At 65.8% G+C, this 25443-nt stretch carries 26 protein-coding genes; 4 read left to right on the top strand and 22 right to left on the bottom strand.

Features of this window, described 5'->3' with window-relative positions:
- Positions 1 to 26 precede the first annotated feature (26 nt).
- The 10 genes from CK215_RS10535 to exbB all read right to left on the bottom strand — a co-directional run bounded on the left by CK215_RS10535 (position 27) and on the right by exbB (position 10737).
- Positions 27 to 1835, bottom strand: coding sequence for an ABC transporter ATP-binding protein (locus tag CK215_RS10535; RefSeq protein WP_095830908.1), 1809 nt, complete (start codon positions 1833 to 1835; stop codon positions 27 to 29).
- 151 nt (positions 1836 to 1986) lie between these two features.
- Positions 1987 to 2931, bottom strand: coding sequence for an acetamidase/formamidase family protein (locus CK215_RS10530; RefSeq protein ID WP_095830907.1), 945 nt, complete (start codon positions 2929 to 2931; stop codon positions 1987 to 1989).
- Entirely contained in the window at positions 2921 to 4564 is a 1644-nt protein-coding gene (locus CK215_RS10525) for an ABC transporter substrate-binding protein (RefSeq protein WP_095830906.1), read from the bottom strand. Before CK215_RS10525 ends, CK215_RS10530 begins: the two co-directional genes overlap by 11 nt.
- Positions 4565 to 4597: 33 nt before the next feature.
- Positions 4598 to 5518, bottom strand: a complete 921-nt coding sequence (locus CK215_RS10520; RefSeq protein WP_067323079.1) for an ABC transporter permease — start codon at positions 5516 to 5518, stop codon at positions 4598 to 4600.
- Positions 5515 to 6381, bottom strand: coding sequence for an ABC transporter permease (locus tag CK215_RS10515; RefSeq protein ID WP_176478976.1), 867 nt, complete (start codon positions 6379 to 6381; stop codon positions 5515 to 5517). Before CK215_RS10515 ends, CK215_RS10520 begins: the two co-directional genes overlap by 4 nt.
- 19 nt (positions 6382 to 6400) lie before the next feature.
- A complete protein-coding gene (locus tag CK215_RS10510) occupies positions 6401 to 7003 on the bottom strand; it encodes an ANTAR domain-containing protein (RefSeq protein ID WP_095830905.1) in 603 nt (200 codons plus the stop codon).
- Entirely contained in the window at positions 7000 to 8094 is a 1095-nt protein-coding gene (locus tag CK215_RS10505; RefSeq protein WP_095826242.1) for a transporter substrate-binding protein, read from the bottom strand. The genes CK215_RS10510 and CK215_RS10505 overlap by 4 nt, the downstream gene beginning before the upstream one ends.
- A 159-nt stretch (positions 8095 to 8253) precedes the next feature.
- On the bottom strand, positions 8254 to 9231 hold the full coding sequence (locus CK215_RS10500) for an energy transducer TonB (RefSeq protein WP_095830904.1): 978 nt from the start codon (positions 9229 to 9231) through the stop codon (positions 8254 to 8256).
- The gene (exbD, locus tag CK215_RS10495) at positions 9228 to 9713 is read right to left on the bottom strand and encodes a TonB system transport protein ExbD (RefSeq protein ID WP_095830903.1); all 486 of its coding nucleotides are present in this window, start codon (positions 9711 to 9713) and stop codon (positions 9228 to 9230) included. The genes CK215_RS10500 and exbD overlap by 4 nt, the downstream gene beginning before the upstream one ends.
- 7 nt (positions 9714 to 9720) lie before the next feature.
- Positions 9721 to 10737: a tonB-system energizer ExbB gene (gene exbB / locus CK215_RS10490; RefSeq protein WP_095831108.1), complete on the bottom strand. Its 1017-nt coding sequence runs from the start codon at positions 10735 to 10737 to the stop codon at positions 9721 to 9723.
- A gap of 166 nt (positions 10738 to 10903) precedes the next feature.
- Between exbB and CK215_RS10485 the strand changes: the two genes are divergently transcribed.
- Together CK215_RS10485 and CK215_RS31285 are read left to right on the top strand one after the other, a co-directional pair.
- Positions 10904 to 11578, top strand: a complete 675-nt coding sequence (locus CK215_RS10485; RefSeq protein WP_095830902.1) for an isochorismatase family cysteine hydrolase — start codon at positions 10904 to 10906, stop codon at positions 11576 to 11578.
- Positions 11575 to 11745: a hypothetical protein gene (locus tag CK215_RS31285; RefSeq protein WP_170950272.1), complete on the top strand. Its 171-nt coding sequence runs from the start codon at positions 11575 to 11577 to the stop codon at positions 11743 to 11745. Before CK215_RS10485 ends, CK215_RS31285 begins: the two co-directional genes overlap by 4 nt.
- 45 nt (positions 11746 to 11790) lie before the next feature.
- Here CK215_RS31285 and CK215_RS10480 read toward each other — a convergent pair whose 3' ends face one another.
- Together CK215_RS10480 and CK215_RS10475 are read right to left on the bottom strand one after the other, a co-directional pair.
- A complete protein-coding gene (locus CK215_RS10480) occupies positions 11791 to 12729 on the bottom strand; it encodes an LLM class flavin-dependent oxidoreductase (RefSeq protein WP_095779842.1) in 939 nt (312 codons plus the stop codon).
- A 151-nt stretch (positions 12730 to 12880) separates the two neighbouring features.
- Entirely contained in the window at positions 12881 to 13030 is a 150-nt protein-coding gene (locus CK215_RS10475; RefSeq protein WP_082953811.1) for a hypothetical protein, read from the bottom strand.
- 267 nt (positions 13031 to 13297) lie between these two features.
- Between CK215_RS10475 and CK215_RS10470 the strand changes: the two genes are divergently transcribed.
- The gene (locus CK215_RS10470; RefSeq protein WP_095830901.1) at positions 13298 to 14065 is read left to right on the top strand and encodes an SDR family oxidoreductase; all 768 of its coding nucleotides are present in this window, start codon (positions 13298 to 13300) and stop codon (positions 14063 to 14065) included.
- Between the two features lie 161 nt (positions 14066 to 14226).
- On the opposite strand, the gene CK215_RS10465 is transcribed toward CK215_RS10470, so the two are convergent.
- From CK215_RS10465 to CK215_RS10415, 10 genes are all read right to left on the bottom strand, one after another.
- Positions 14227 to 15171, bottom strand: a complete 945-nt coding sequence (locus CK215_RS10465) for an ABC transporter permease (protein ID WP_095830900.1) — start codon at positions 15169 to 15171, stop codon at positions 14227 to 14229.
- Positions 15168 to 16223 carry an ABC transporter permease gene (locus tag CK215_RS10460; RefSeq protein WP_095830899.1) on the bottom strand — a complete coding sequence of 352 codons (1056 nt, stop codon included), beginning with the start codon at positions 16221 to 16223 and terminating at the stop codon, positions 15168 to 15170. The genes CK215_RS10465 and CK215_RS10460 overlap by 4 nt, the downstream gene beginning before the upstream one ends.
- Positions 16224 to 16466: 243 nt before the next feature.
- The gene (locus CK215_RS10450; RefSeq protein WP_095830897.1) at positions 16467 to 17978 is read right to left on the bottom strand and encodes an ABC transporter ATP-binding protein; all 1512 of its coding nucleotides are present in this window, start codon (positions 17976 to 17978) and stop codon (positions 16467 to 16469) included.
- Between the two features lie 168 nt (positions 17979 to 18146).
- Positions 18147 to 19172: a BMP family protein gene (locus tag CK215_RS10445; RefSeq protein ID WP_095830896.1), complete on the bottom strand. Its 1026-nt coding sequence runs from the start codon at positions 19170 to 19172 to the stop codon at positions 18147 to 18149.
- Positions 19173 to 19318: 146 nt separating this feature from the next.
- Complete coding sequence (locus CK215_RS10440; protein WP_095782670.1) at positions 19319 to 20266, bottom strand: ABC transporter permease; 948 nt, start codon at positions 20264 to 20266, stop codon at positions 19319 to 19321.
- 3 nt (positions 20267 to 20269) lie between these two features.
- Entirely contained in the window at positions 20270 to 21244 is a 975-nt protein-coding gene (locus tag CK215_RS10435; protein WP_095782671.1) for an ABC transporter permease, read from the bottom strand.
- Position 21245: 1 nt separating this feature from the next.
- Positions 21246 to 22709, bottom strand: coding sequence for a sugar ABC transporter ATP-binding protein (locus CK215_RS10430; protein WP_095830895.1), 1464 nt, complete (start codon positions 22707 to 22709; stop codon positions 21246 to 21248).
- Positions 22710 to 22754: 45 nt separating this feature from the next.
- Complete coding sequence (locus CK215_RS10425; RefSeq protein WP_066998252.1) at positions 22755 to 23771, bottom strand: ABC transporter substrate-binding protein; 1017 nt, start codon at positions 23769 to 23771, stop codon at positions 22755 to 22757.
- A gap of 95 nt (positions 23772 to 23866) precedes the next feature.
- The gene (locus tag CK215_RS10420; protein ID WP_095830894.1) at positions 23867 to 24757 is read right to left on the bottom strand and encodes an SMP-30/gluconolactonase/LRE family protein; all 891 of its coding nucleotides are present in this window, start codon (positions 24755 to 24757) and stop codon (positions 23867 to 23869) included.
- A complete protein-coding gene (locus CK215_RS10415; RefSeq protein WP_066998377.1) occupies positions 24757 to 24951 on the bottom strand; it encodes a 4-oxalocrotonate tautomerase family protein in 195 nt (64 codons plus the stop codon). Before CK215_RS10415 ends, CK215_RS10420 begins: the two co-directional genes overlap by 1 nt.
- Positions 24952 to 25093: 142 nt before the next feature.
- Between CK215_RS10415 and CK215_RS10410 the strand changes: the two genes are divergently transcribed.
- A complete protein-coding gene (locus CK215_RS10410; RefSeq protein WP_095830893.1) occupies positions 25094 to 25432 on the top strand; it encodes a putative quinol monooxygenase in 339 nt (112 codons plus the stop codon).
- Positions 25433 to 25443: the final 11 nt, after the last annotated feature.

Below are 25443 nucleotides of genomic sequence, written 5' to 3'. Positions count from 1 at the left end.
CTGAATGCGGCAGGCCGTGATCCTGATCAATCTCCGACGGCGGCGAAATGTCCGCCGCCGAAATCCTTGAGCACCAGTTTCGGCACGCTCTCGCCGATCCGCCGCGTCGCGCTTGGAATTTCGCGGTCGAGACGGGCAAAGCGTGTCCGGCGCAATGACGGATCGGGAACAGGCACGGCCTCGATCAGCCGCCGCGTATAGGGATGGCGCGGATTGGAGAACACCTGGTCGCGACTGCCGATCTCGACGATCTGGCCGAGATACATGACGGCGACACGATCCGAGACGTTTTCGACCACCGCCATGTCGTGCGAGATGAACAGATAGGCGACGCCGAATTCGCGCTGCAGCTCCTTCAAGAGATCGAGCACGCGCGCCTGCACCGAAACGTCGAGCGCCGAAACGCTCTCGTCGGCGATGATCAGCTTCGGCCTCAGCGCCAGCGCCCGCGCGATGCAGATGCGTTGGCGTTGGCCGCCCGAGAATTCATGCGGATAAAGCTCCATCTGCTCAGACGAGAGACCGACCCGCTCGAACAGCGCTGCCACGCGTTGGCGCCGTTCTTCCTTCGAGCCGATGCCGTGGATCAGCAGCGGCTCCGCCACCAGCTCGCCGACGCGCATGCGCGGATCGAGCGAGGCATAAGGGTCCTGGAAGACCATCTGCACGTCGCGTCGCACCGCCTTGCGCTCGTCGCGCCCGAGGCGGGACAATTCGCGTCCGCCGATCGTCACGCCGCCGCTATAAGGAACGAGGCCGGCCAGCGCCTTGGCGGTGGTCGACTTGCCGCAGCCGGACTCGCCGACCAGCGCCAGCGTCTCGTTCGGCGCGATCGAGAAGCTGATGCCTTCGACGGCATGCACCCTTCGGTTGACGCGGCCGAAGAAGCCGCCACGCAGGTCGAAGCGGACATGCAGGTCTTTCACGACCGCCACCTTGTCTTGCATTGCCGCCACGTCGGACTCGCCGGAAGCCCGGCGTCGCGCGCCCGAGCCGATGCGCGGAACGGCGGCAAGAAGCTCGCGCGTATACGCAGCTTGCGGCCTGGCAAAAATAGCCGATGTCGTCCCCTCTTCGACCATGCGGCCGTTGCGCATGACGATCACCCGATCGGCCATTTCGGCGACGACGCCCATGTCGTGGGTGATCAGGATCACGCTGGTGCCGTGCTGGCGCTGCAGGTCGCGCAGCAGTTCCAGCACCTCGCCCTGCACGGTCACGTCGAGCGCCGTCGTCGGCTCGTCGGCGATCAGCACGGCGGGTTCGAGCGCCAGCGCCATCGCGATCATCACCCGCTGGCGCATGCCGCCGGACAGCTCGTGCGGAAATTGTTCCAGCCGGCTTTCGGCCTCGGAGATGCGCACCGCCTTTAGCGCCGCGACCGCGCGCAGCTTGGCCTCCGTGTGGGATACACCGGTATGCGCCTCGATCGACTCGGTGAGCTGCCGGCCGATCGACAGCACCGGATTGAGCGAGGTCATCGGCTCCTGGAAGATCATGGCGATGCGGTCGCCGCGAATGTCGCGCATGCGCCGTTCGTCGAGCACCGTCAGCTCGACGGCACTGCCATCCTTATCGCGAAGCCGGATCGTGCCGGCGGCGATGCGGCCGGCCGGCTGCGGCAGCAATTGCATGATTGCCAGCGCGGTCATCGACTTGCCGGAGCCGGACTCGCCGGCGATGCACAGCGTCTCGCCGCGTTTGAGAGACAGCGACAGGCCGGATACCACCTCGCGCTCGCCATCCTCGCCGCGCACGCTGACGCTGAGGCCGGCGATTTCCAGCACCGCCTCGCCGGCCAGCGCTGATGGAACTTCGCGAACGCTTTGAGTCATTGCTCTCCCCGAGCAAGTCGGAGCGCCGGTCCCCACCCGGACCTTTGGTCCGACCTCCCGACGCCGGGGAGGTAGGGCGCTGGCGTTTTACCCTCCCTCTTGTGGGGAGGGTCGCTGCGAAGCAGCGGGGCGGGGGTGGGGCGCCGACCTCTCATTCAAACACGCAGCGCGGGAAGTAGAACGACACCACCCAGTTCGGCATGTCGACGATCTCGCTGATCCTGAGATCGCCGCAGACCGAGACCAGCATATAGGCGTCGACCGGGTCGAGCTTGTATCGGCCGGCAAGCAGGTCGACCATCTGACTGACCGCCTGCTTGGCGCCGGTCATCAGGTCGGGCCCGATCCCGGTCGTCACCTCATAACCTTTGGCGTCGAGATGCCGCGTCACCGGGCCCGGCGTGGTGAAGCGCGGCGTCTTCAGCCGCGCGTCCTTCACCAGGTCGAGCTTGAGCACGACGTCCATCGGACTCTCGATCGCAGTGCCGCACACTTCGCCATCGCCCTGCGCGGCATGCGTGTCGCCGACGGAAAACAGCGCGCCTGCCACTTCCACCGGCAGATAGAGAATGGTGCCGGCGGCAAGGTCCCTTATGTCGAGGTTGCCGCCGACGCGCCGCGGCGGCACCACCGAATGGTAGCCCATCTCGCCCGGCGCGTTGCCGATCGTGCCGGCAAACGGCTTCAGCGGCACGCGGCCGTGTCTGCCGAACAGCGCCGGCTCGAGCGAGCCGGCGTCGTATTTCCAGATGTTGAGTGCCGGCTCCTTGAAGTTGTCGGCAAGCAGACCGAAGCCTGGAATGTTCGCCGTCCAGCCGAAGCCGGACGGCTTGAACATTTCGATCGTCACCTTCAGCGCGTCGCCTGGCTCGGTGCCCTCGACGAAGATCGGCCCGGTCACCGGGTTGATCATGCCGAAATCGAGGCTGGCGATATCGCCGACGGTGCTGTCGGCCTTGAGCTGCCCGCCGGAGGAATCCAGGCACTGGAACTCGATCGTCGAGCCAGGTGCCACGCGCTCGGCCGGGGCAAAGGAATTGTCCCAGCCGAAGTGGTGATGGCGCCCGTGGATGGTGTAGTCGCAGTTACTGCACATCTTTCACATACACATTGTCGTAGTTGATCGGGATATGGACCGGGTCGACATAGAGATTGTCGGCGCCGCCCATGCGGGCCGACTTCAGCGTGAAGCGCTGCTCATTGAAGACCGGCGCCCAGGGTGCGTCCTCCATGATCTTGTCGTAGATCGCGCTCCACATCTTCTCGCGATCCGCGGACTTTGCCGGATCGACGACCGAATCGGCTTCGGCAGCCTTGGCATCGAGATCCTTGTTGCAGTACCACGCCCAATTCCAGCCGCCCGGCACCGCGCCGGCGCAGCCGAGGATCGGTCCGTAGAAGTTGGACGGATCCGGGAAATCGGCGATCCAGGCCATGCCGCCCGACCAGATCATCGGCGCGCCGGACTTGTCGCCGCCGGCGGCAATCACGTTGGCCTGGGCGAGCGACTGGATGCTGGCCTTGATGCCGATGGCCGCCAGATCCTGCTGGATCGCCTGCGCGATACGCGGATTGGGGTCGGTGTTCATGGCGAACAACTGCGTTTCGAAGCCATCGGGGTGGCCGGCCTCGGCAAGCAGGGCCTTGGCCTTGGCGACGTCATAGGGATAGCCCTTGAATGCCTTGTCGTAACCGGGCATCGAAGGCGGCAGCGGCTGGTTGGCCGGCACCGCGCGGTTGTTGATCATCTGAACGATGCGGTCCTTGTTGATCGCCATGTTGACCGCCTGGCGCACCTTCACATTGTCGAAGGGCGGCATGGTGGTGTTCATGGTGATGTAGCCGGTGTGCAATTGCCCGCCCACCACGACGCGGGCCTTCTGCTCCGGATCGTTCATCACCTCCTGGAATTTGGCCGGCGGAATGCCGTCGCCGGGCACGTCGATCTCGCCCTTCTGCAGGCGCAGCAGCGCCACGATCGGCTCCTGGCCGATCTCGAAGGTGATCTTGTCGAGATGCGGCAGGCCCTTATGCCAATAGTCGGGATTGCGCTCGAAGACGATGCGCTGGCCGAGCGTCCATTCGGCGAGCTTGAAGGCGCCGGTGCCGACCGGATGCTTGCCGAAGTCGGCGCCGTATTTCTCGACCTCCTCTTTCGGCACCACATGCGAGAAGTTGATCGCCATGACATGCAGGAAGGTGGCGTCCGGACGGGTCAGCTCGAACTTGATCGTATAGGGATCGACCGCGGTGACGCCGGAGAGGCTGTTCGCTTTGCCGGCGGCGACCTCGTCATAGCCTCTGATCGAGCCGAAGAAGCCGGCGCCCGGGCTCTGCGTCTTCGGATTGGTGACGCGGTCGAGCGAGTATTTGACGTCGTCGGCCGTCATCTCCCGGCCATTGTGAAACTTCACGCCGTGACGCAGCTTGAAGGTGAACGTCTTGCCGTCCGGCGAGATCTCGTAGCTTTCGGCAAGGTCGGGCTTCAGCTTGGTGGTGCCGGGCTCGTAATCCATGAGCCCGTCGAACAAGCTCTTGATCATCGACCAGTTCTGCCAGTCGTAGCCGATCGCCGGATCGAGCGTCGCGACATCGTCCTTGTAGGTGATGGTGATGGCGCCGCCCTGCTTGGCGTTAGGGTCGACCGCATCGTCGGCCATCGCGCTTGCCATGCCGAGCATCAGCGCAAGCGCCGAGGCCGCCACGGTGGATGCCAGAAATCGTCTCATGTCACTGTTCCCTTTCTCTGGTTGTTGTCTTGTTCATCTGAGTTTAATTCGGGGGTCGATGAAGGGCGCGATGACGTCGGCCAGCAGGTTGCCGAGCACGATGGCGAAGGCCGAGACCAGGGTGACGCCCATGATGATCGGGATGTCGACGCGCTGGATGGCCTGCCAGGCGAGCTGGCCGATGCCGGGCCAGCCGAAGACGCTTTCGACCACCACGATGCCGCCCATGAAGACGCCGATGTCGATGCCGATCATGGCGACCACCGGCAGGATGGCGTTGGGCAGCGCATGGCGGAACAGGATGGCGCCGCGCGCCAGGCCCTTGGCGCGGGCGGTGCGCATATAGTCCTGGCGCAGAACGTCGATCATCGACGAGCGCATCATGCGCGCATACCAGCCGGCGCCGAGTATGCCCATGGTCAGCGAGGGCAGCACAAGATGCCGCCAACTGCCGTAGCCGCCGATCGGGAACCAGCCGAGCCGGACGGCGAAGACATAGAGCAGGAGCAGGCCGACGACGAATTGCGGCGCCGAGACGCCGACAAAGGAGGCGACCATCAAGGTCTGATCGGTGGAGGTGCCGCGCTTGACGGCGGCGATCAGGCCCATGGTAAGGCCGATCGCGAGCTCGCACAGGATGGCGCCGACCATCAGAAGCAGGCTCGCCGGCAGCCGCGAGACGATGAGCTCGGTGACTTCCGAGCGCTGGATGTAGGAGCGGCCGAGATCGCCGCTGAGCAGCCTTGTGAGATAGTGCCAGTACTGGACGATGAAGGGCTGGTCGAGGCCGAGCTGCCTGCGGATGTTTTCAACCGTGTCGGGCGTCGCGCTGCGGCCGGCGATCTGGCGCACTGGGTCCGCCGGCAGCAGATAGAGCAGCGCGAAGGTGATCAGCGAGACGCCGAGCAGGATGAGCAGCGACTGGATGAGACGTCGGCCGAGATAGGCGATCATGCCCGCCCCCTCTGCGTCGGGTCGAGGATGTCGCGCAGCGCGTCGCCGATCAGGTTGAAGGCAAGCGCAAGCGCCAGGATCGCGGCGCCGGGGAAGAACACCAGCCAGGGCGCCGCCTGGAAATAGGTCTGGTTCTCGAAGATGATGTTGCCCCAGGAGGCCGTCGGCGGCTGCACGCCGATGCCGAGATAGCTGAGCGTGGCTTCGAGCAGCACCGTGGTCGAGATGCCGAGCGTGCCCCAGACGATGATGGTCGGCAGCAGATGCGGCAGGATATGGCGCAACAGGATGCGCGGCGCGCTCGCCCCTATCGTGCGCTCGGCATCGATGAACTCGCGCTCGGACAGCGACGAGGTTTCGGTGTAGATGACGCGGGCGGTCTGCACCCAGTTGACCAGCGCGATCACCATGGCAACGATCCAAAGGCTCGGCTCGAACACCGCCGCCAGGCAGATGGCGAGAAGCAGTGCCGGGAAGGCCATCATCAGGTCGGTGAAGCGCATCAGCGCGCTGCCGATCCAGCCGCGGAAATAACCGGCCGTGACGCCGACCAGCGTACCGATCAGAAGCGCCACGCCGTTGGCGACGATGCCGATGATCAGCGAGGTGCGGGCGCCGAACAGGATGCGGGTCAACAGGTCGCGGCCGAGCAGGTCGGTGCCCAGCCAGAACTTGGCGTTCGGCGGCAAGGGCGAACCTTCCAGCGTCAGTCCGTCGAACATCTGCTCGTTGGGATCGTAGCCGGTCAGCCACGGCGCCAGGATGGCGCCAGCAAGCACGATGGCGACGATGAAGAGTCCGAGCAGCGCCAGCGGCCGCTTGAGCAGCCGGCGCCAGACGCCGGCGCGCGGCTTGACCGGCATTTGGCCCGGCGCCGGGAGATCAGGCGCGATGGGATTGGTCACCGCCATCCTCGTCTTCCGTCATCGCCACGATCCGCCGGGCCGCTTCCTCGACGCTGATCTGCCAGCTCATCGCCAGCGACCGCAACTGCGCATAGGCGCGATCGTCGTCGCTGCCTTTCGACAGCGCCGCGACCGCGCGCACGATGGTCTGGCGCTCGCCGACGCGCTGGCGCAGCGACGTGATCTCGTCGGCCAGCCGTTTCCCCGCCTCGAAGCTTTGCCGGGCGATCAGCAGCGCGCTGTACACGCCGGCATTGCCGACCGGTTTCAGCAATTGCGCGTCGGCTTTTTGCGACAGCGCCCATTCGATGCGGCCCGGCGCTTCCGAACCGATCAGCGCCACCAGGGGCATCGGCGCCTCGCCCGGCTGCCACGGGAACTGCTCGTCGAAGCCGAGATCGGCGTCGAAGAAGACGAAATCCGCGGCAAGCGCCTCTGCCGGCAATTGCGGCCAGCACTCGACCGCCTCAAGGCCGATCGCCGACAGCTGCCTGGTGATCGCCTGCACCGTCGCGTGCGGGCGATGCAGCACGAAAGCCCGCGCGCCGCCGAGATTGGGGATGCGTGCGGACCGGCTCACGACACCACCCTGAGCCGCGGACGGCCGAAGGTCTTCGCCGGGTCGTAACGCGACAGATAGGGATCGGGCGCCACCTCTTCCTCGCGGCTGACGACCTCGAAAAATCCATCGGCGATGCGCCCGATGATCACCGGCAGGGTTGCATGCTGCGTGTGCGGATCGATTGCGATAGGCCCCAGGCGCGTCGTGAAGCGGCGCCCGGCGAAGGCTTTTGAGAACGCCGCCGGGCCGGCGTCGGGATCGCCGGAGAGCACGTCCGCCATCACTTGCACCGATGCATAGGCGGACGCCTCGAAGGACGAGGCGAAGGCAGCCGGGCGCGGCGCGAAATAGGGTCCGGCCGACAAATGGCCCCTGCCCGTTTCGCCGATCGCCGGCAACTCGCCCTCGGTGAGATTGCAGGATATGACCGGGCAGGCATCGGCCTTGAAGGCCGCATTCTCGCGTCCCAAGTCGCGATATGCCGCCAGGAAGGCATAGGACGAGGTGCCGATGAGGTTGTTGAGGATGAAATTCGGCCGCGTGGCGCGGATTTCATCGATCAGGCGCGAAACGTCGGTTTCGCCGATGCGCAGGTAGCGCTCGCCGAGCACCTTGCCCGCAGCGTCGGCGATCAGGTCGCGCGCGACGCGGTTCATCTCCCAGCCCCAGATATAGTTCGAGCCGAGCAGGAAGCCGTTGGCGCCGAAACGCGGCGCTACATGAGCCATCAGCGGAACCAGATGCTGGTTCGGGCAGGCATGCATGTAGACGACATGCTCGTTGGCCTCGAACCCCTCATAGGGGCAGGCATACCAGAGCATGCCGCCCGCCTTCTCCAGCACAGGGATCGTCTCCTTGCGGCTCCAGGAGGTAATGCAGCCGATCACGTGGCGGGCGCTGCTGGTCCGGAAGATATCCTCGCAAAGTGAGGCGTAGCGGTCGGCATTGCTTTGCGGATCGCGTTCGACCGGCACCAGCTCGATCCCGCAGCTTCGGTCGGCATTGATGTCGGCGATCGCCCGCATCGCGCCCGTACGGCACGCGTCCGAGACGAGCTGGTAGCTGCCGGATCGCGAATAGAGGACGCCGATCTCGATACGCCGTTTCAAGCAATGCCCCAAAAATGAAAAAGCCCCGCAGCCGCCGCCGACAGGCGAGGCATACGAGGCATTCTTGCCGTCCGGCGACCGAGGCCGATATGTTCGCAGCTACCCTATTCCCTACCGCCCGCCAGTCAAGCCTCAAAGTTGCATGGCGCGGCGGGGCATCTAATCGCGCAGGCTGAAGACGAAAGGCGCGGTGCGGGTGACGTGGGCGCCGAGTTCGGCCGGCGGCGCCGGCACCGACGCGCCCTGCAACACGCCGAGCGCGGCGCGATCGAGATCCGCATCGCCCGAGGATCGCGCCAGCCGGGCAGAGACCACCCTGCCGGAGACGTCTACCGTGAAGGTTACAGCAGGCGTGCCCTCGACGCGCCTGGAGCGCGCCGCGCTTGGATAGCGGGTATTCCGCCTGATCCATGCCGCCAAGCTGGAATTCCAGCGCGACGGGCTGACGCTCGATCGCGACACCGACTCGGAGGATTGCGGCGCGGCGGCCTTCGCGCCTGCGTTGGCATCGATGCCGGCCATCGTCACAGCCTTTGGCGGCGCGGCCTTTGCCCTTTTCCTCTGGTTCGGCTTTTCGACCGGCTTCTTTTCCGCTTTTTTCCTCGCTTCGACGGGCTGGCTTGCCTTCGGCTGCGCCTCGAGAGGCTTTGGCTGCGGCAGTGGAACGACGACGTCGGGAGTAACTGCCTCGACAGGGTCGGGCACGACCTCGTCCAGCGGCGGCCGCTCGCTGAGCGCAGCTACTGTCTCCGCCGGTTCGGCCTCCGCCGCCTTGTCGGAAACGACCGGCGGCTCGGCGACCGGCTCGACCCTTTTCATGACCGGCGCCGGATCGGTCACCGGTTTCACTTCGCTGACCGCCGGCGCCTCCTCGATTGCATCGGGCGGCTCCGGCGTGACCGTGTCCAGCATGGCCGCCTCTTCCGGCACGGCAGGCGTCGTCGGCAGCGGCGCCATTTCGACAGCCAGCGCCGGCGGCGGGCCGCCGTCCGGCACCTCGGTAAAGCTCAGATTCTGCACCGCATAAGCGACCGCGACATGTGCGGCGAAAATAACCGTGGCCGCGCTTGCCCACAGACCGGCTTCGCGGAAGCCGAAGCGTGGCTGGGTGGACAAGGCGGCGATCGCTTGCGTCATTGCGCCTCGCTTCCGCTTGTCGCCGGCGCGGAGGTGGCGCCCGCGGCCGCAGCCCCGGTGCCGGACGCCGTCTCCAGCCCGACCAGCGCGATCTTGAGGTAGCCTGCAGCGCGCAGCAGGTTCATTACCTCCATCAGCTCGCCATAGCCCACCGTCTTGTCGGCGCGCAGGAAGATGCGCGTCTGCTTGTCGCCCTTGGTGCGGCTGTGGAGCACGGTGGCGAAGCTCGGTCGCGGCACAGCCTCATTGCCGATCGCCAGAGAAAGATCGCTTTTCAGCGTCAGGAACAGCGGTGTCTCCGGCCGTGGCGCCGGCGTCGCCGTCGACCCGGGCAGGTCGACATTGACGTCGACGGTCGCAAGCGGAGCCGCGACCATGAAGATGATCAAAAGCACCAGGATGACGTCGATGAACGGGGTGACGTTGATCTCGTGGTTTTCCTCGAGATCGTCGCCGGCCGTCTCGCGAATCCGCGCCGCCATTGGCCGCTCACTCCGCTGCCAACGCGGTTGCCGGCGGCACCGTGCGAAAATCGAGGTCGCGGCTGACCAGCCGCTCGACGCCTGCCGAGGCGTCGGCGAGGATCTGCCTGTAGCCGGCTATCGATCGCGCGAAGACGTTGTAGATCACCACCGCCGGGATCGCAGCCACCAGACCCATTGCCGTGGCGAGCAGGGCTTCGGCGATGCCCGGCGCCACCACCGCAAGATTGGTGGTCTGCGCCTGCGAGATGCCGATGAAGGCGTTCATGATGCCCCAGACGGTGCCGAACAGGCCGACGAAGGGCGCCGTGGAGCCGATGGTGGCGAGCAGGCCGGTGCCGCGCGACATGCGCCGGGACGCTGCCGCCTCGATGCGCGACAGCCGCGAGGTGACGCGCTCCTTCAGGCCATCACCTGATGCATGGTCCAGCGCGCCCGCCGAAAGGGCGCGCTCTTCCTCCGCCGCCCGCACCAGCAGCGCGCCCGGGCCACCGCTGTGGCCGAGCGCGCGGCCGGCCTGCATCAGCGTCGCGGCATTGCCGATCGCGTTCGCCGCGCGCCGCGCCTTGAGCTTGCCGCCGACGATCTCCAGCGACTTGGCGAGCCAGATCGTCCAGGTGACCAGAGAAGCGAAAGCAAGTCCGACCATCACCGCCTTCACCACGATGTCGGCGTTCATGAACATGCCCCAGGGCGACAGGTCATGCGGCAGCGTCAGAGCAATGGCGGAAGGCTCTTCGCCCCCAGCAGTGCTCGGCGCCGGCTGAACGCGCGGTTCGGTCGGTTCGGCAGCGGTTGGTGCCTCCGTCGCCGGGGCCTGCGCCCCGGCCGGGGCCTGAGCTGGCTGCACGGCCGCCGGAGCTGTCATGGGCTGCTGAACAGGCGCTTGTGCAACCGGTACCGCGGGTGCAGCCTGCTTCTGTGCCGCCGCGATGTCGGGAAGGATCGAGCCGGCCGCAAGAATGGCGAACGCGGCCAGCACCACAAAAAAAACGTTCCGGGACAAGGCTAGTCCTCGCGTCATCATTGCACGCCAATGCCGTCTGACTAGAAAACATGAGTCAGAGAGTCAACTATTAAGATCTTCCATCATCAACAAATATCCGGGTCGGCGCATAGGGACTCCGTGAGGCCTGGACTGCGACGCCGTCGCTGGGCCACCATGCCAGCCGCAACCGAGGCAGCAGGCGATGATCAAGGCGACCCCGTTCGACTTCCCCTATGACGGCAGGCTGGTGCCGCAAAACGCCGCCCTGCTCGTGATCGACCTGCAGGAGGATTTCCTGTCGCCGACAGGCTATTTCGCCAGGAAAGGTTACGACCCTTCGCCGCTGCGGGCCATTCTGCCGACGGTGAACCGGCTGATTGCGGCGGCGCGCGCCGCCGGCCTTGCCATCGTCCACACGAGACAGGGCTACCGCGCCGACATGGCCGACATGACGGCCTACGAGAAATGGCGCCGCAAGCGGGCGGGACTGGACGGTACCGACATCCTGCTGCGCTCCAGCCCAGGCTTCCAGATCGTCGCCGACATAGAAGTCGGGCCGGAGGACATCATCGTCGACAAGACCTGCAACGGCGCCTTCACCTATACGGATCTGGAACTGGTGCTGAGGGCGCGCGGCATCACCCATCTGATGTTCACCGGCTGCACGACCGATGTCTGCGTTCACACCACGCTGCGCGAGGCCTGCGACCGCAATTTCCAATGCCTGACGATTGCGGACGCCTGCGCCAGCGGCGACGGCCGGGCGCACGAAGCCGCGCTCGATATGGTGACGGTCGAGGACGGCGTCTTCGGCGCGCTGGCGAGCTCGGAGGCGGTGATCGCCGCGCTGTCGCGGATCGCAGAAGAACGGAATTGATATCGGTCGAAGGCCGCCCCGCCATTCTGGTCACCAGCCCGGATCGTCCGGACGGGCCGCCGCGCTTTTTCATCCTCATCGATTGGGAGAACGGCCGGATTGCCGGCATCCGCGATTTCCTCTTCGCCGACTATGTCATGGATGGCGTCGATTATGTCCCGTCCTGATGAAACCGGCATCCGCAGCGGCCGGTCTCACCGCCATCCGCGATTTCACCGAAGGTGTGCCCCGGTGAACGAGCGCGACGCGAACGTTCCTGGCGCCAGGGTGTCGGCGTCGCACCGAGCCAGCGAATTCGCGATCGGCGTGACCGTTTCGCGGCCGATCCGCGCGATCTCGCTGGAACGGTCGATACCGCCGATCATGAATTCCTCGATGCCTAGCGCGGCATAGGGCAACAGCGAGAGCGCAAGCCGCGCCGGCGGCCCCGCGACCTCGACCGCCTTGTGGTCGGAGGCGCCGGACCAGCCTTCGGGGCGAATGCGGACGGGAAGCGCGAAGCGCAATCTGCCGGCGCGGCCGTGCTCGGCTGCAGCGCCGCGCACACGCTGCATCAGCTGCGCGACTTCGTCCGGCGAGCCGGCCGCCAGCTCGAATATATCGGCATGCCGGCCGGCGACCTTCAGCGCGGTGCCGGACTGGCCGCCGAGCCGGATGGTGAGGTCGCCGCCATGCGGGCCCTTGCGCGGCACGTAACCGCCTTTGACGCTGTAGAAGGCGCCTTCATGGTCGAAGGGCTCGTCGTTCGACCACAGCCGCTTCAGCAGCACAAGATATTCGTCGATGCGCTGCCAAACCACGCTGTGGCCGACCGGCCGCGCCTCGGCATCACTGTCCTGGAGCGGCTCGCTCAGCATCCTGAGCGACAGGCGGCCGCCGCCTCTCAAGTCGAGCGCCGCGAGCTGCCTTGCCGCCACGGTCGGCTCGACCACACCGGCCCAGTGCGTCAGCACCACTTCCAGCGCCGGGGTGCGGTCGAGCGTCTGCGCGGCGATGTCCATGTTGGCGAGCAGGCCGGCCGGATCGTCGATCACCAGCTTGCGGAACCCCGCATCCTCGATCAGCGACAGCTTGGTCGCCGTCTCGGCGAAATCGTAGAAGAAGCTGCCATTCGCAGGCTTACCGGGAACATGCGTGAACTCGATCGGCATTGCCATCTCCTCCGTCACGTTGGCTTGCCCCGCTCCACCTCGAACAATCCAATGCGCGCAGGCGCGCCGATGCGCCTGGCGCTCGGCCAGTTATCTTCTCCGGTTACTCCAACTCAGATTTTTGGACGGGGGGCCGTAGGCCCCGGCTCTGTCAGGGGATGATCCCAAGCACCACCGCGCCGGTGAACACGAATGCCAGCGCGAAAACGAGATAGGCGAAGGTTCCGCCATAGGCGGGCCTCCAGCTCTGGTCGGCGGTCAGCCTCTGGCCCTTGCGCTGAGCATTCTGCATGTAGGTCATGGTCGAACCTCCGTCTCGGCCATTAATCTATAAAGATAGTAGACTTTGTCGAGTGCTATTTTTCGCCTGTTTTTGGAAGGACGTCCTCGGAAGCGGCAACTTGAGGGGCGTTTATTCTCAGCCGAGATCGAAAAACGTGCGGGGATGCGCCACCGGAGGATCCGACAATGCCTGTAGCTCCGGCAAACGGCCTCGTTCAAGCGCTTGGCTATTCGGTACGCGAGGGAATAGCATCAAAATAGTCTCACAGGACTCAGGGAGAGCAATATGGGTGGAAGGCTGGCGGGCAAGGTCGCCATCATCTCGGGCGGCGCGACGGGCATGGGTGGAGCGGCTTCCGAGCTGTTTGCCGCCGAAGGCGCCAAGGTTGCGATCATCGACCGCAATGGCGAGGCCGCCGGCAAGATCGCCGCGGCGATCCGCGCGCGCGGCCATGTCGCGGAGCATTTCGTAGCCGACGTTTCCGACGAGGCGCAGGTCGAGGCGGCGGCGAAGGCGGCCGCGGAAAAATTCGGGCCGGTGACCGTGCTGTTCAACCACGCCGGCACCATTGTGATTAAACCCTTCTTGGAGACGACCCTGCAGGAATGGGACTGGCTGCACGCCGTCAATGTGCGCTCGATGTTCCTGATGACGCGGGCCGTGCTGCCCGGCATGATCGCCGCTGGCGGCGGCTCGATCGTCTGCACCTCGTCGATCTCGGCGGTGGCAGCGACGCCGAACGAAGTGCTCTATGACACGACAAAAGGCGCCTGCCACATGTTCGCGCGCGCCATCGCGGTGGAGTTCCGCGACCGCAACATCCGCTGCAATGCCGTCTGCCCCGGCTTCATCCGCACGCCGCACGGAATGCGCGAGGTCGCCGACCTCGGCAAACTCGGCGTCGATGTTTCCGATGCCGCCATGGCCGCGCAACAGGGCCGCATCGGCGAGCCGGAGGAGGTGGCGAAGGCGGCGCTGTTCCTGGCGAGCGACGAATCGAGCTTCGTCAACGGCGCGCATCTGTTCGTCGACAACGCCTTCACGGCGATCTGAGGCGTCCCAAGCTGGGCGCCCTTCCTCTACCCCGTCGATCGGGGGAGAGGTGTCGAGCGCAGCTCGACGGAGGGGGGGTCGACCCTTGGCGGTGCAGGAAGGTTCTTGCACCTTGATCCGTTGGGGGAACCACCTTGCAACCGTCGAGGAAAGTATCCTACCTACCGTTCCTCGCGTCGAAACGGCTTCAGCAGCGCCGAAGGCGCGACCGCGTTGCGCGAAATGAAGGCCATGGCGACGATGGTGAAGATGAAGGGCAGCATCAGGAAGGCTTCGTAAGGGATGTGCCCGAGGCCGCTGGCCTGCATCCTGAGCTGCAGCGCGTCGACGAAGGCAAAGAGCAATGTCGCGCCCGCCGAACGCCACGGGTCCCAGCGGCCGAACACCACCAGCGCGATCGCCACCCAGCCGCGGCCCGACACCACGCCGAAGGTGAAGGCGTTGAACTGCGCCATGGTGAGGAAGGCGCCGGCGAGCCCCATCAGCGCGCCGCCGAGGATCACCGCCTGGAAGCGCGTGGCGATCACGCTGACGCCGGCGGAATCCGCCGCGCGCGGGTTCTCGCCGACCATGCGCACCGACAGCCCCCAGGGCGTGCGGTAGAGCACGAAGGCGGCAAACGGAACGGCGATGATCGCGAGATAAACCAGCGTGAACTGGTTGAACACCGCCGGCCCCAGGATCGGAATGTCCGACAGCAGGGGGATCGGCGCCGGCTGAAAGCCCTTGATGCTGGGCGGCACCGATTGCTGGCCGAAGATCAGCCGGTAGAGGAAATAGGCGAGCCCAGAGCAGAACAGCGTCACGCCAATGCCGCAGACATGCTGGCTGAGGCCCAAGACCACCGTGAACAGCCCATGCAGCGCGCCCATCGCCGCCCCGACAAGCACGGCCACCAGCACGCCCAGCCACAGGCTGCCGCTCAGGCTCGCGGCGGTGAAGCCGGCCATGGCCGCCAACAGCATGATGCCTTCAATGCCGAGATTGAGCACGCCCGCCCGCTCGGAAAACATCTCGCCTAGCGTGGCGAAGGCGAGCGGTGTGGCGATACGGATGATGGCGGCGAGAAAGCCGACCTGAAAAATCTGCTCGAATACCGCGCTCATACGGGCGCCCCCACGCGGCGGATGCGGTAGGCGGTGAAGAGCAGCGCCACCAGCATCGCAAGCAGCGCCGTGCCCTGGATGACCTCACTGAGGAAGGCCGGCACGCCAGTCGCGCGCGACATCGCCTCGGCGCCGGTCATGACCGCGGCAAGGAAAATCGCGGCCGGCACGACGCCGAGCGGATTGAGCCGGGCGAGCATGGCGACGACGATGCCGGAATAGCCGTAGCCCGGCGAGATGTCGCTCATCACCTGGAAGTGGACGCCACCAACCTCGCCGACGCCGGCCAATCCGGCCAGCGCGCCGGAAAGCAGCGCGGTGGAGAGCAGCACGCGCTGGGTATTGATGCCGCCATAGCGCGCCGCCTCCGCATTCTCGCCGGTTACGCGGATTCGGAAGCCGAGCGTGGTGCGCGCGATCAGGAACCAGCAGACGGGCGCTGCGATCAGCGCCACGACGACGCCGATATGCAGCCTTGTGCCTTCGATCAGCACCGGGAAATTGGCGGAATCCTCGATCGGCGGCGAGATCGGATAGCCGGAAAAGGTGTCTTTCCACGGCCCCTCGATCAGCGCCATCAGCGCGTAATAGATGACCGAGTTGAGCAGCAGCGAGCTGACCACGTCGTCGACCTTGAATTGGACGCGCAACGTCGCCGGCACAAGCGCGACGAGGGCGCCGGCCACCGCGCCGGCCAGCACCATCAGCAGCATGGCGAGCGGTCCCGGCATCGGGATGGCGCCTACGGCACAACTCGCAACCGCGCCGGCGAGCAGCTGGCCCTCGGCGCCGATGTTCCAGAATTTGGCGCGGAAGGCGATCGCCACCGCCAGGCCGGTGAAGATCATCGGCGCGGCGCGAACCAGCGTCTCGGTGATGGCGTAGCTGTCGCCGAGCGAGGCCGAGAGCATAACGCCATAGGCCTCGACGACGCCAGCGCCCGCGACAGCGATGAGACCGCTGCACAAAACCAGCGTGACGGCGATGGCGAGCAGCGGCAGTACGAGATTGAGCCAGGCCGGCGTCGAGCTGCGGGCTTCGAGACGGAACATCAGGCGTGGCCCTCTGCTAGGCGGATGTCGGCGCCGCCCCTCATCCGCCTGCCGGCACCTTCTCCCCGTATAGTGACGGGGAGAAGGGGGCTGGGCGCGCCGCTGGCGCTTCTCTTGCACCGCTGACGATTGGCGAAACCACCGATGAGAGCGCCCCTCTCCCCGTCACTATACGGGGAGAGGATGCCGGCAGGCAGGTGAGGGGCGGCGCCAAAGTCCGGCGCCCGAGGCAATTCCATAGCTCTACGCCCTCCCCTCCGCGCCGGTCATCAGCAGCCCAAGCCCCGCGACGGTGGCCTCCGGGCCGGAAAGCGTGCCGGCGATGCGACCCTCATACATCACCGTGATGCGGTCGCAGAGCATCAGCAATTCCTCGAGATCCTCGCCAATCACGATGATCCCGCAACCCTTCGCCCGCATGGCCAGGAATTTTTCGTGGATGAACCGTGCAGCGCCGATGTCGAGGCCGCGCGTCGGCTGCGAAACGATCAGCACCTTCGGGTCGAAGGCGAGCTCGCGCGCCAAAAGCGCCTTCTGCAGATTGCCGCCGGAAAGCGCGCCGGCGCGCGTCATGGGGCCGGGACAGCGTATGTCATAGGCCTTGATCTGCGCCTCCGCGAAGGCGCGGATCGCGGCCGGATCGAGCAGTCCCTTGCGGCTGAAGGCCTCGGTGCCGATGCGGGGCAGCACCATGGAGTCGGCTAGAGGCAGGTTGGTGACCAGCCCGGTCGTCATCCGGTCCTCCGGAATGCGGCCAAGGCCGAGCGCCTGCAGCTCGCGCGGCGAAAATTGCGCAACTGCTTTGCCGGCTATCGTCATCGAACCGGCACTCGGCGACAGCATGCCGGAGATCACATCAGCCAGCGCCCGCTGGCCATTGCCGGAGACGCCGGCAACGCCGAGGATCTCGCCGGCGCGGACGAAGAGCGAGACCTCGCGCAGCGGCGTGCCGCCATGACCTGAGGTGGAGACGCCGTCGAGCGTCAGCACGGGCGCGCCAGGCGTCGAGACCTCCTTGATCGGCGGCATGATTTCGTGGCCGCACATCAGCTTGGCCATCTCGGCCGAGGTGGTTCCTGCCGGATGATCGACGCGGCCGGCGACCTTGCCATGCCGAAGCACGACGCAACGATGGGTGAGCGCCCTGACTTCGTTGAGCTTGTGCGAGATGAAGATGATGCCGAGCCCTTGCGCCGCCATCGAGCGCAGCGCGGCGAAGAGGCCATCGACCTCGCTGGGCGCCAGCACCGCCGTCGGCTCGTCGAGGATCAGGAGCCTGGCGCCGCGAAAGAGCGCCTTGATGATTTCCAGCCGCTGCTGCTCGCCGATCGAGAGCGCCGAGACCGGCAGGCCGGGATCGAGATGTAAGCCATGCTGGCGGCCGATCTCCTTCAGCCGCGCCAGCCCGCCCGTGCGGTCGATGCGACCGGACTTGCCGGCAATGCCGATCAAGAGGTTTTCCAGCACCGTCAGCCGTGGCGCCAGATGGAAATGCTGATGCACCATGCCGATGCCGGCCGCCAGTGCATCCGCCGAATCGTGGATGGCGACCGGCCTGCCCTCGACCAGGATCTCGCCGGCATCCGGCGCATAAGCGCCGAACAGCACGTTCATGAGCGTCGTCTTGCCGGCCCCGTTCTCGCCGAGCAGGCCAAGGATCTCGCCGGAGGCGACGCTGAGATCCACGCCCTCGTTCGCCTTGACGGCGCCGAAGCTCTTGGTGATGCCGCGCATTTCGATCAGAGGGACGGGCAAGGATGCTCCTAATATCCCTCCCCCTCGAGGGGAGGGTGGCCCGCAGGGCCGGGTGGGGTCGCCCGCGACGCGCTCCATCTTCAGTCGTCAAGGTCGAGCGGTTGAGAGGACCCCTCCCGCCTCGCTTCGCTCGGCACCCCTCCCCTCGAGGGGGAGGGTAAACTGCGCTCAATCCGACACCGGCGTGTTCTCGTCGACGTCGACGCGGAAATTGCCTTCCAGGATCTCGGCTCTCTTCTTGGCGACCAGGTCCTTGACCTCGGCCGGCAGCGTCTTGTCGAACTTGTGATAGGGCGCGAGATCGGAGCCGCCCTTGGCCATGCGCGAGAAGTCGCCATAGTCCTGCGCGGTGAAGACGCCCGCCTTGACCAGCTTGATCGCCTGCTCGACCGTCGGATACATGTTCCATACCGGGCCGGTGATCACCGTGTCGGGTCCGAGGCTCGACTGATCGGACATGTTGGAGATGGCGTAGATCTTCTTTTCGACCGCCGCCTCGATGACGCCGAAACGCTCGGCATAGATGACGTCGACGCCGGCATCGATCTGCGCGATCGCGGCCTCCTTGGCCTTCGGCGGATCGAAGAAGGAGCCGATGAAGGCGACCTTCCGCTTGATGTTTGGATTGACCTCCTTGGCGCCGGCGAAGAAGGCGTTGACCAGCCGGTTCACTTCCGGAATGCCCATTGCCGCGACAGCGCCGATCGTGCCCGACTTCGACATCTTGCCGGCGATCAGCCCGGAGAGATAGGCCGGCTCGTGTATCCAGTTGTCGAAGACGCCGAAATTGGGTTCCGCAGGCCCGGCGCCGGAGCCGAACAGCCAGGCCGTCTTCGGAAACTGTTTTGCCGTGCGCCGCGATTCGCGCTCGGCGGCGAAGGCGTCGCCCAGCACCAACTCGTAGCCGCCTTGCGCATATTCGCGCATCACGCGGCTGAAGTCGGCGGTCTGCACCTTCTCCGACCATTTGTATTCGATGCCCAGCTCCTTCTCGGCCTTCTGCAGGGCGACATGGATCTGGTTGTCCCAGGGCTCCTCGATCGGCGTCGCGAAGATCGCCGCCACCTTCAGCTTCTTGTCCTTGGCGAAGGCCACGCCGGGCAGCGCCACCGCGGTCAGCCCGAGGGCGCCGAGTTCCAGCACATTGCGCCGCGACAGGCCGGCGCGTTGCGTTTTGCGATGATCGTTTTCCATTGAAATCCCCTCTGCTCGACAGCCGTGTCGAGCCGGCCGTTCAAAACATGTCAGACGGGAGGACTATGGAACGACGCCCGACCTTTGTCCACATGGTCAAATTTGGCTGCGGCGACCCCGCAGAGCGACCCCCTCCTCGCGACTTGTCACCGCACAGCCTTCTCGCCACCCGCCGCCGTGATCACCCCGACGATGATCAGCCCGGTCAGCACCAGCCGCACGCCGGCGCTGACGCCGAAGGTGTTGAGCATGGTGAGCAAAAGCACCAGGAACAGGCCGGCGCCCCAGACGCCGGGCACGTTGGCCTTGCCGCCGGCGACCGAGGTGCCGCCGATGACGACGACCGCGATGGAGGCGAGCAGATATTCATTGCCGATATCGACATTGGCGCCGCGGAAATAGCCGGCAAGCAGCGCGCCGTCGATGCCACCGAGCGCGCCGCAAAGCGTGTAGGTGAGGAAGCGGATGCGGCCGACATTGACGCCGGCCAGCCAGGCGGCGCGGATGTTCTGCCCGATCGCCAGCACCGAGCGGCCATAGATCATGCGCTGCAGCGCCAGCGCCGCGGCGACGGTGAAAACCACCGTCAGTATCGCCAGCACCGGGATCCCCAGCACCTGCCAGTTGGTGAAATCGGCAAAGCCCGGCGGCGGCTTGATCTGCAGGCCGCGCCCGTAGCTGATGTCGACCGACTGGATGATGAAGCTCGCCGACAGCGTCGCGATGATCGGCGGAATCCTGAGCGCCCAGATCAGCAGATAGTTGATGGCGCCGATCGCCGCGCCGCAGGCGAGCGCCGCCAACAGCCCGACGACGATCATCGAATCGCTGCCGCCCATAACCTTCATCGCCACCGCGCTCGCCAGTCCGATATTGGCGGGCAGCGACAGGTCGACATTACCGGGGCCGAGCGTGATGACGAACATCTGGCCGACGCCGACGATGACGGTGAAGACGGCAAGCGAAAGTGCCGCCGTGATCATGCCGCCGGCGCCATAGCCGCCGGTGAAGGCGACGGTCGCCACCCACACGAGAACGGCGCCGACGAAGGACCAGAGCCAGGGTTTTTCAAGCAGCATCCGTACAGAGGTCATCGTTCACCTCTCCCTGCGGCTGATCAGCACCCGGGCCGCCAGCACGATGATCAGGATCGCGCCATTGGCAGCCACCTGCCAATCGGGCGGGATGTGCATGAAGGTCAACAGCGGCGAGGCGGCCAAAGCCAGCGTGAGCGCGCCGATGACCGCGCCGATCGGCGACACCCGGCCGCCGACGAACTCGCCGCCGCCAAGGATGACGCCGGCAATCGAAAGCAGCGTGTAGCCGTTGCCGATATTGGCGTCGGCCGAAGTGGTGATGCCGATCAGCGCCATGCCGGAAAGCACGCCGAACAGGCCGGTCAACGCGAAGAGCACGATCTTTGTCTTGAGCAGCGACCAGCCGGCGCGCCTGAGCGCCGCGGCATTGCCGCCGGAACCGCGCAGTATGACGCCATATGAAGTGCGCATCAGGCCAAAATGCACGATCGCCGCGATGAGCAATGCCGCCAGGATAGGGAACGGGATATAGGGCGGCTTGAAAGACATGATCGCCAGCAGCCAGTCCGGAGCCTTGCCGCCCGGCTTCGGCAGGATGAGGATAGCCAGCCCCTGCCAGACGAAGCTCATGCCGAGCGTCACCACGATCGAGGGCAGGTTGCGCAGATGGATCAGCGCGCCGAGCAGCGCGTAGACGCCGATTGAACCGAGCAGCACAGCGACACCGATGAGCGGCGCATCCCTGAGCCAGGTGGCGGTGACGCAGCCGACAAAGCCGACGAAAGTGCCGATCGACAGATCGAGCTCATTGCCGGCGATGACGAACATCTGCGCGATCGTCGCCAGCGCGATCGGGATCGCCAGGTTCAGCATCAGGTTGAAGCCGAAATAGCTGATGGCACGCGGATTGAGCCAGGCGATGGCCATCAACACCAGCGCCAGCGACAGCGCCGGCAGCAGGCTGCGCAGCATGCGTGCGCGGGCCGCGCTGCCGCGGGAAGATTTGGGGACCGTGCCGGGAGCGATCGCCGTCATCTCAGGCCGTGTCGCCGAACGAGGACTGGATGATCTTCTCCTCCGTCAGTTCGTCGCGCCCGAGATTGGCGACGATGCGGCCGTTCTTGAAGACATGGACATGGTCGCAATTGTCGAGCTCTTCGGTTTCGGTCGTGTACCAGAGGAAGGTGCGGCCCTTTCCGGCCTCCTCGCGCACGAGGTCGTAGACTTCGAGCTTGGTGCCGATGTCGACGCCGCGCATCGGATCGTCCATCAGCACGATCTCGGCATCAGAGCCGAGCGCGCGCGCAAACAGCGCCTTCTGCTGATTTCCGCCCGACAGCGAATAGATGTTGTTGTTCATGTCCGGCGTGCGGATGCCGATCTTCTTCTTCCAGAATTCGGCCAGCTCCGCCTCGCGCTGCGGCGAGATCAGCAGGCCGTCGCGCAGGCGCTGAAGCGAGCGGATGCCGATGTTCTGGGCGATCGACCATTGGGCGAAGATGCCGTCCGCCTGGCGGTCGCCGGCGACCAGCGCCACCGGCGCCGTCACTTCGATGCCGGCCCTGGCGCGCGAGGCGGCCGAGAAGATCGCGAGCAGCAGGTCCGTCTGGCCATGCCCCGCGAGTCCGGCAAGGCCGATGATCTCGCCCGCCCGGGCGACAAGCTCCTTGCCATCCTGCTGCCGCGCCGGGCGCGCCCGCACCCTGAGCGCCCCGACCGCGACCTTGCGGGTCTCGGCGGCGGCCTTCTGATGTTCCCCGGCGCCGCCCATCGCGGCGACCAGCTTGTCCCGGTCGAACGCGCTTGCGGCGTCGGCGGCGACCACCTTGCCGTCGCGCATCACCACGATGCGGTCGGCATTCTGCAGCACCTCGCCCAGCACATGGGAGATCAGGATGCAGCTGCCGCCCGCGGCGACGAAGCGGCGCACGAATGAAAGCAGCTGGCCGGCCGTGTGCGCATCGAGCGACGAGGTCGGCTCGTCGAGGATGACCAGATGCAGCGGCTCGCGGGTCAGCGTGAAGGCGCGCGCCACCTCGACCATCTGCCGGCGTCCGATCGAAAGATCGCCGGCAATGTCGTCCGCCGCGATGCCGTGGTCGGGAAAGATCTCGTCGAGCTTGGCCTGGATGAGATCGGCGGCCTTACGCCGCCAGCCGAGCCCGCTGAGCGAGGGGTGGTTGATGCGCGTGTTCTCGGCGACGCTGAGGTTGGGGCAGAGCGACAGCTCCTGGAACACGCAGCGTATGCCGAGCTCGAGCGCGCGCGCTACGGAATAGCTCGCTTCCTGATTGCCGCGCACCGCGATCTGGCCGCCATCGGGCCGCAGCGTGCCCGCAACCATATGCATCAGCGTCGACTTGCCGGCGCCATTGTGCCCGACCAGCCCGACGCATTCGCCGGCGCCGACATGGAAGTCGACGCCGTTGAGCGCGCGGACGGCGCCGAAGTGCTTTTCGGCGCCGTCCAGCCTGACGATGTCTGCAATAGCCTGGAGCATCCTCAACGATATCCGGTCGGCGATGCGGCTGGCAACGTCGCGCCGCTATTGCTTGATGTTGGCCTTGATGGCCGCGATCGCGTCTTCCTGGGTGTATTCGTGGGTAGCGACGCCACCTTCCTTGATCTTCGGCAGCGCGGCCTCGAAATTGTCCTGGGTGAAGGCGAGATACGGCACCAGCAGATCGTGCGGCACGTCCTTGCGGCCGTCGAGCACCTGCTGCGCCACCCAGAAGGCGAGCGTCGACACGCCGGGCGCGATCGAGGCCGACCAGGTCTGGTAGCCGTCCTTGTCCTTCTGCTCCTTCCACCACTTCAGCTCGTCCTGACGGTTGCCCATGATGATGGTCGGACGCGGCTTGCCGGCGGCGGCGAACGCTTGCGCGGCTCCATAGCCGTCGCCGCCCTGGTCGACGACGCCGACGATCTCCGGCAGCGACGGCAGGATGGTCGCCACCGCCTTCTGCGCCGTGGTCTGGTCCCAGTCGCCGGTCACCGAGCCGACGATCTTGAACTCGGGATGGGCGGCGACGCCTTCGAGGATACCGGCGTGGATGGCATCGTCGATCGAGGTGCCTGCCAGCCCGCGGATTTCCAGCAAATTGCCGCCCTTCGGCTGGAACTTGGCCATCTGCTCGACTTCCTGCCTGCCCATGTCCTTGAAGTCGACGACGACGCGGTAGGCGCAAGGCTCGGTCACGATGCCGTCGAAGGAAACGACCACGATGCCGGCGTCGCAGGCCTGCTTGATGGCGCCGTTCAGCGCATCCGGCGAGGCGGCGTTGATGACGATGGCGTCATAGCCCTGCAGGATCAGGTTCTGCACCTGCGCGGCTTGCGTCGGCACTTCCTTGTCGGCGGTGGTGAAGACATCCGCCGCCGCCACCACCTTGTCCTCGACCGCTTTCTTGGTGACGATGGCGTAGCTGTCGAGCATCGCCTGGCGCCACGAATTGCCGGCGTAGTTGTTGGAGAAGGCGATCTTCTTGCCGCTCGTGTCGGCAAGCGCGGTGCCCGAGGCGAGCATGGCTGCAAAGGCGCTCAAGACCAGTAGTTTCTTCATGTCATTATCCTCCCAGATGTGTTGACTGCTGCACTTCCCACCGGCCCCTGCGGGCCGGCTTCACTTCCATCGGATCTGAGCGCGAACGGTCCCGCTCAAAACAGCCTCAATCCCGGCACCCGTACCCTTAGCCGGTAGAGCGACGTCGACGCGGCGATGTAGAGGCTCCGCAGGTCCTCGTCGCCGAAGGTGAAATTGGCACAATCTTCCGGCGTCGCGATGACGCCGAGCAGATCGCCCGACGCATCAAAGACATGGATGCCGCCCGGTCCGGTGCAATAGAGGTTGCCGCGGCTGTCGATCTTCATTCCATCCGGCGCGCCTGGCGCATCGCCCTCGGTCACAGCCCATACGGCGCCGCCATTGAGGTCACCATTGGATTCGACGCCGAACACACGGATGTGACCACGCGTGGTATCGTTGACGAAGAGCCGCGATTCATCGAGCGAGAAGCAGAGCCCGTTGGGCTGCTCGAAATCGTCGGCAAGCAACGTCAGCCCGGCGCCGTCGCCGTCGATCCGGTAGACGCCCTGGTAGGACAGTTCCTGCGGCCTCGGCACGCCGTAGAATTCCGCTCGACCGTAGGTCGGATCGGTGAAATAGATCGAGCCTCCAGTGGCGACGACAATGTCGTTCGGGCTGTTGAGCTGCTTGCCCTGGTAATGGCTGGCGAGAACGGTCGTGGTGCCGCCCGGCTCGGCGCGGGTGACGCGGCTGCTGGCGTGCTCGCAGGTCACCAGCCGCCCCTGCCGGTCGAGCGTGTTGCCGTTGGCCATGTGGCTCGGGTCGCGGAACGAAGCGATTTCGCCGGAAGCGCTGCGCCGGTACATGCGGCTTTGCGGAATGTCGGAAAAGACCAGCCATTTCTCATAGGGATGCCACACCGGACCTTCGATGAAGCCGTAGCCGGTGGCGAGCCGCTCCATCGCCGCATTGCCGACGACGTCATCAAAGCCGGAATGACGGGCGCGCGCCGGGATCGACATCACGGGCTCTTGGGTTCCCGCACCGGCTTGCCGGCGACGAACCAGTCGCTGCCCGGCACGTCCTCGATCACCACCCAGATCGCTTCCATGGGCAGTTCGGCGACCTCGCTGATCGCCTCGGCGACCCGGCGCGAGATCTCGTTCTTGCGCTTTTGCGAATGACCCTCGAGTATCCGTATGCTGACGAACGGCATGAGCGCTTCCCCGGGATTCTTGTTTTTGTAGGGCAAAAGCTAGTCGGGACGCGGACCGGGCGATAGCGGTCTAAGCGCAGCACCGACTGTGGTTTTGCACAGTCGGCGCCGGCATCCGCGGCTGCAGACAGGAGAACCATGGATGGCAGAGAGATGCGGCAGGCCGCTCGTGCGGATTGCGGAACTGGAGATCGATGCCTTCCAGCTCGACAGCTTCAGGGCCTTGCTCGCCGAAGAGATCGAGGCCTCGGTGCAGAACGAGCCCGGCGTGTTGTTCCTGCACGCGGTCTCGATAAAAGGTTCGCCCGAAACGGTGCGCGTCATCGAATGCTACGTCGATCATTCCGCCTACCACGCCCACCTGACCGCGCCGCACTTTCTCAAATACAAGGCGCGGACGGCTGATATGGTCAGGTCGCTTCGATTGATCGAGACCGAGCCGATCGTTCTGAGGGCCAAGAGCAATCAGCATTCAAGCTGAGCCTGTTTACC

This window comes from Mesorhizobium sp. WSM3864 (genome assembly GCF_002294955.1).
Lineage (GTDB): Bacteria > Pseudomonadota > Alphaproteobacteria > Rhizobiales > Rhizobiaceae > Mesorhizobium.
The sequence above is the reverse complement of the archived record's forward strand: the minus strand, read 5'-3'. Positions and strand labels throughout refer to the sequence as shown.

What these genes read in the sequence shown, in the direction of transcription:
- CK215_RS10535 (WP_095830908.1), bottom strand. Translation starts at nt 1,835, where the DNA reads ATGACTCAAAGCGTTCGCGAAGTTCCATCAGCGCTGGCCGGCGAGGCG.
- CK215_RS10530 (WP_095830907.1), bottom strand. Translation starts at nt 2,931, where the DNA reads ATGTGCAGTAACTGCGACTACACCATCCACGGGCGCCATCACCACTTC.
- CK215_RS10525 (WP_095830906.1), bottom strand. Translation starts at nt 4,564, where the DNA reads ATGAGACGATTTCTGGCATCCACCGTGGCGGCCTCGGCGCTTGCGCTG.
- CK215_RS10520 (WP_067323079.1), bottom strand. Translation starts at nt 5,518, where the DNA reads ATGATCGCCTATCTCGGCCGACGTCTCATCCAGTCGCTGCTCATCCTG.
- CK215_RS10515 (WP_176478976.1), bottom strand. Translation starts at nt 6,381, where the DNA reads ATGCCGGTCAAGCCGCGCGCCGGCGTCTGGCGCCGGCTGCTCAAGCGG.
- CK215_RS10500 (WP_095830904.1), bottom strand. Translation starts at nt 9,231, where the DNA reads ATGACGCAAGCGATCGCCGCCTTGTCCACCCAGCCACGCTTCGGCTTC.
- exbD (WP_095830903.1), bottom strand. Translation starts at nt 9,713, where the DNA reads ATGGCGGCGCGGATTCGCGAGACGGCCGGCGACGATCTCGAGGAAAAC.
- exbB (WP_095831108.1), bottom strand. Translation starts at nt 10,737, where the DNA reads ATGACGCGAGGACTAGCCTTGTCCCGGAACGTTTTTTTTGTGGTGCTG.
- CK215_RS10485 (WP_095830902.1), top strand. Translation starts at nt 10,904, where the DNA reads ATGATCAAGGCGACCCCGTTCGACTTCCCCTATGACGGCAGGCTGGTG.
- CK215_RS10480 (WP_095779842.1), bottom strand. Translation starts at nt 12,729, where the DNA reads ATGCCGATCGAGTTCACGCATGTTCCCGGTAAGCCTGCGAATGGCAGC.
- CK215_RS10475 (WP_082953811.1), bottom strand. Translation starts at nt 13,030, where the DNA reads ATGACCTACATGCAGAATGCTCAGCGCAAGGGCCAGAGGCTGACCGCC.
- CK215_RS10470 (WP_095830901.1), top strand. Translation starts at nt 13,298, where the DNA reads ATGGGTGGAAGGCTGGCGGGCAAGGTCGCCATCATCTCGGGCGGCGCG.
- CK215_RS10465 (WP_095830900.1), bottom strand. Translation starts at nt 15,171, where the DNA reads ATGAGCGCGGTATTCGAGCAGATTTTTCAGGTCGGCTTTCTCGCCGCC.
- CK215_RS10460 (WP_095830899.1), bottom strand. Translation starts at nt 16,223, where the DNA reads ATGTTCCGTCTCGAAGCCCGCAGCTCGACGCCGGCCTGGCTCAATCTC.
- CK215_RS10445 (WP_095830896.1), bottom strand. Translation starts at nt 19,172, where the DNA reads ATGGAAAACGATCATCGCAAAACGCAACGCGCCGGCCTGTCGCGGCGC.
- CK215_RS10440 (WP_095782670.1), bottom strand. Translation starts at nt 20,266, where the DNA reads ATGACCTCTGTACGGATGCTGCTTGAAAAACCCTGGCTCTGGTCCTTC.
- CK215_RS10435 (WP_095782671.1), bottom strand. Translation starts at nt 21,244, where the DNA reads ATGACGGCGATCGCTCCCGGCACGGTCCCCAAATCTTCCCGCGGCAGC.
- CK215_RS10430 (WP_095830895.1), bottom strand. Translation starts at nt 22,709, where the DNA reads ATGCTCCAGGCTATTGCAGACATCGTCAGGCTGGACGGCGCCGAAAAG.
- CK215_RS10425 (WP_066998252.1), bottom strand. Translation starts at nt 23,771, where the DNA reads ATGAAGAAACTACTGGTCTTGAGCGCCTTTGCAGCCATGCTCGCCTCG.
- CK215_RS10420 (WP_095830894.1), bottom strand. Translation starts at nt 24,757, where the DNA reads ATGTCGATCCCGGCGCGCGCCCGTCATTCCGGCTTTGATGACGTCGTC.
- CK215_RS10415 (WP_066998377.1), bottom strand. Translation starts at nt 24,951, where the DNA reads ATGCCGTTCGTCAGCATACGGATACTCGAGGGTCATTCGCAAAAGCGC.
- CK215_RS10410 (WP_095830893.1), top strand. Translation starts at nt 25,094, where the DNA reads ATGGCAGAGAGATGCGGCAGGCCGCTCGTGCGGATTGCGGAACTGGAG.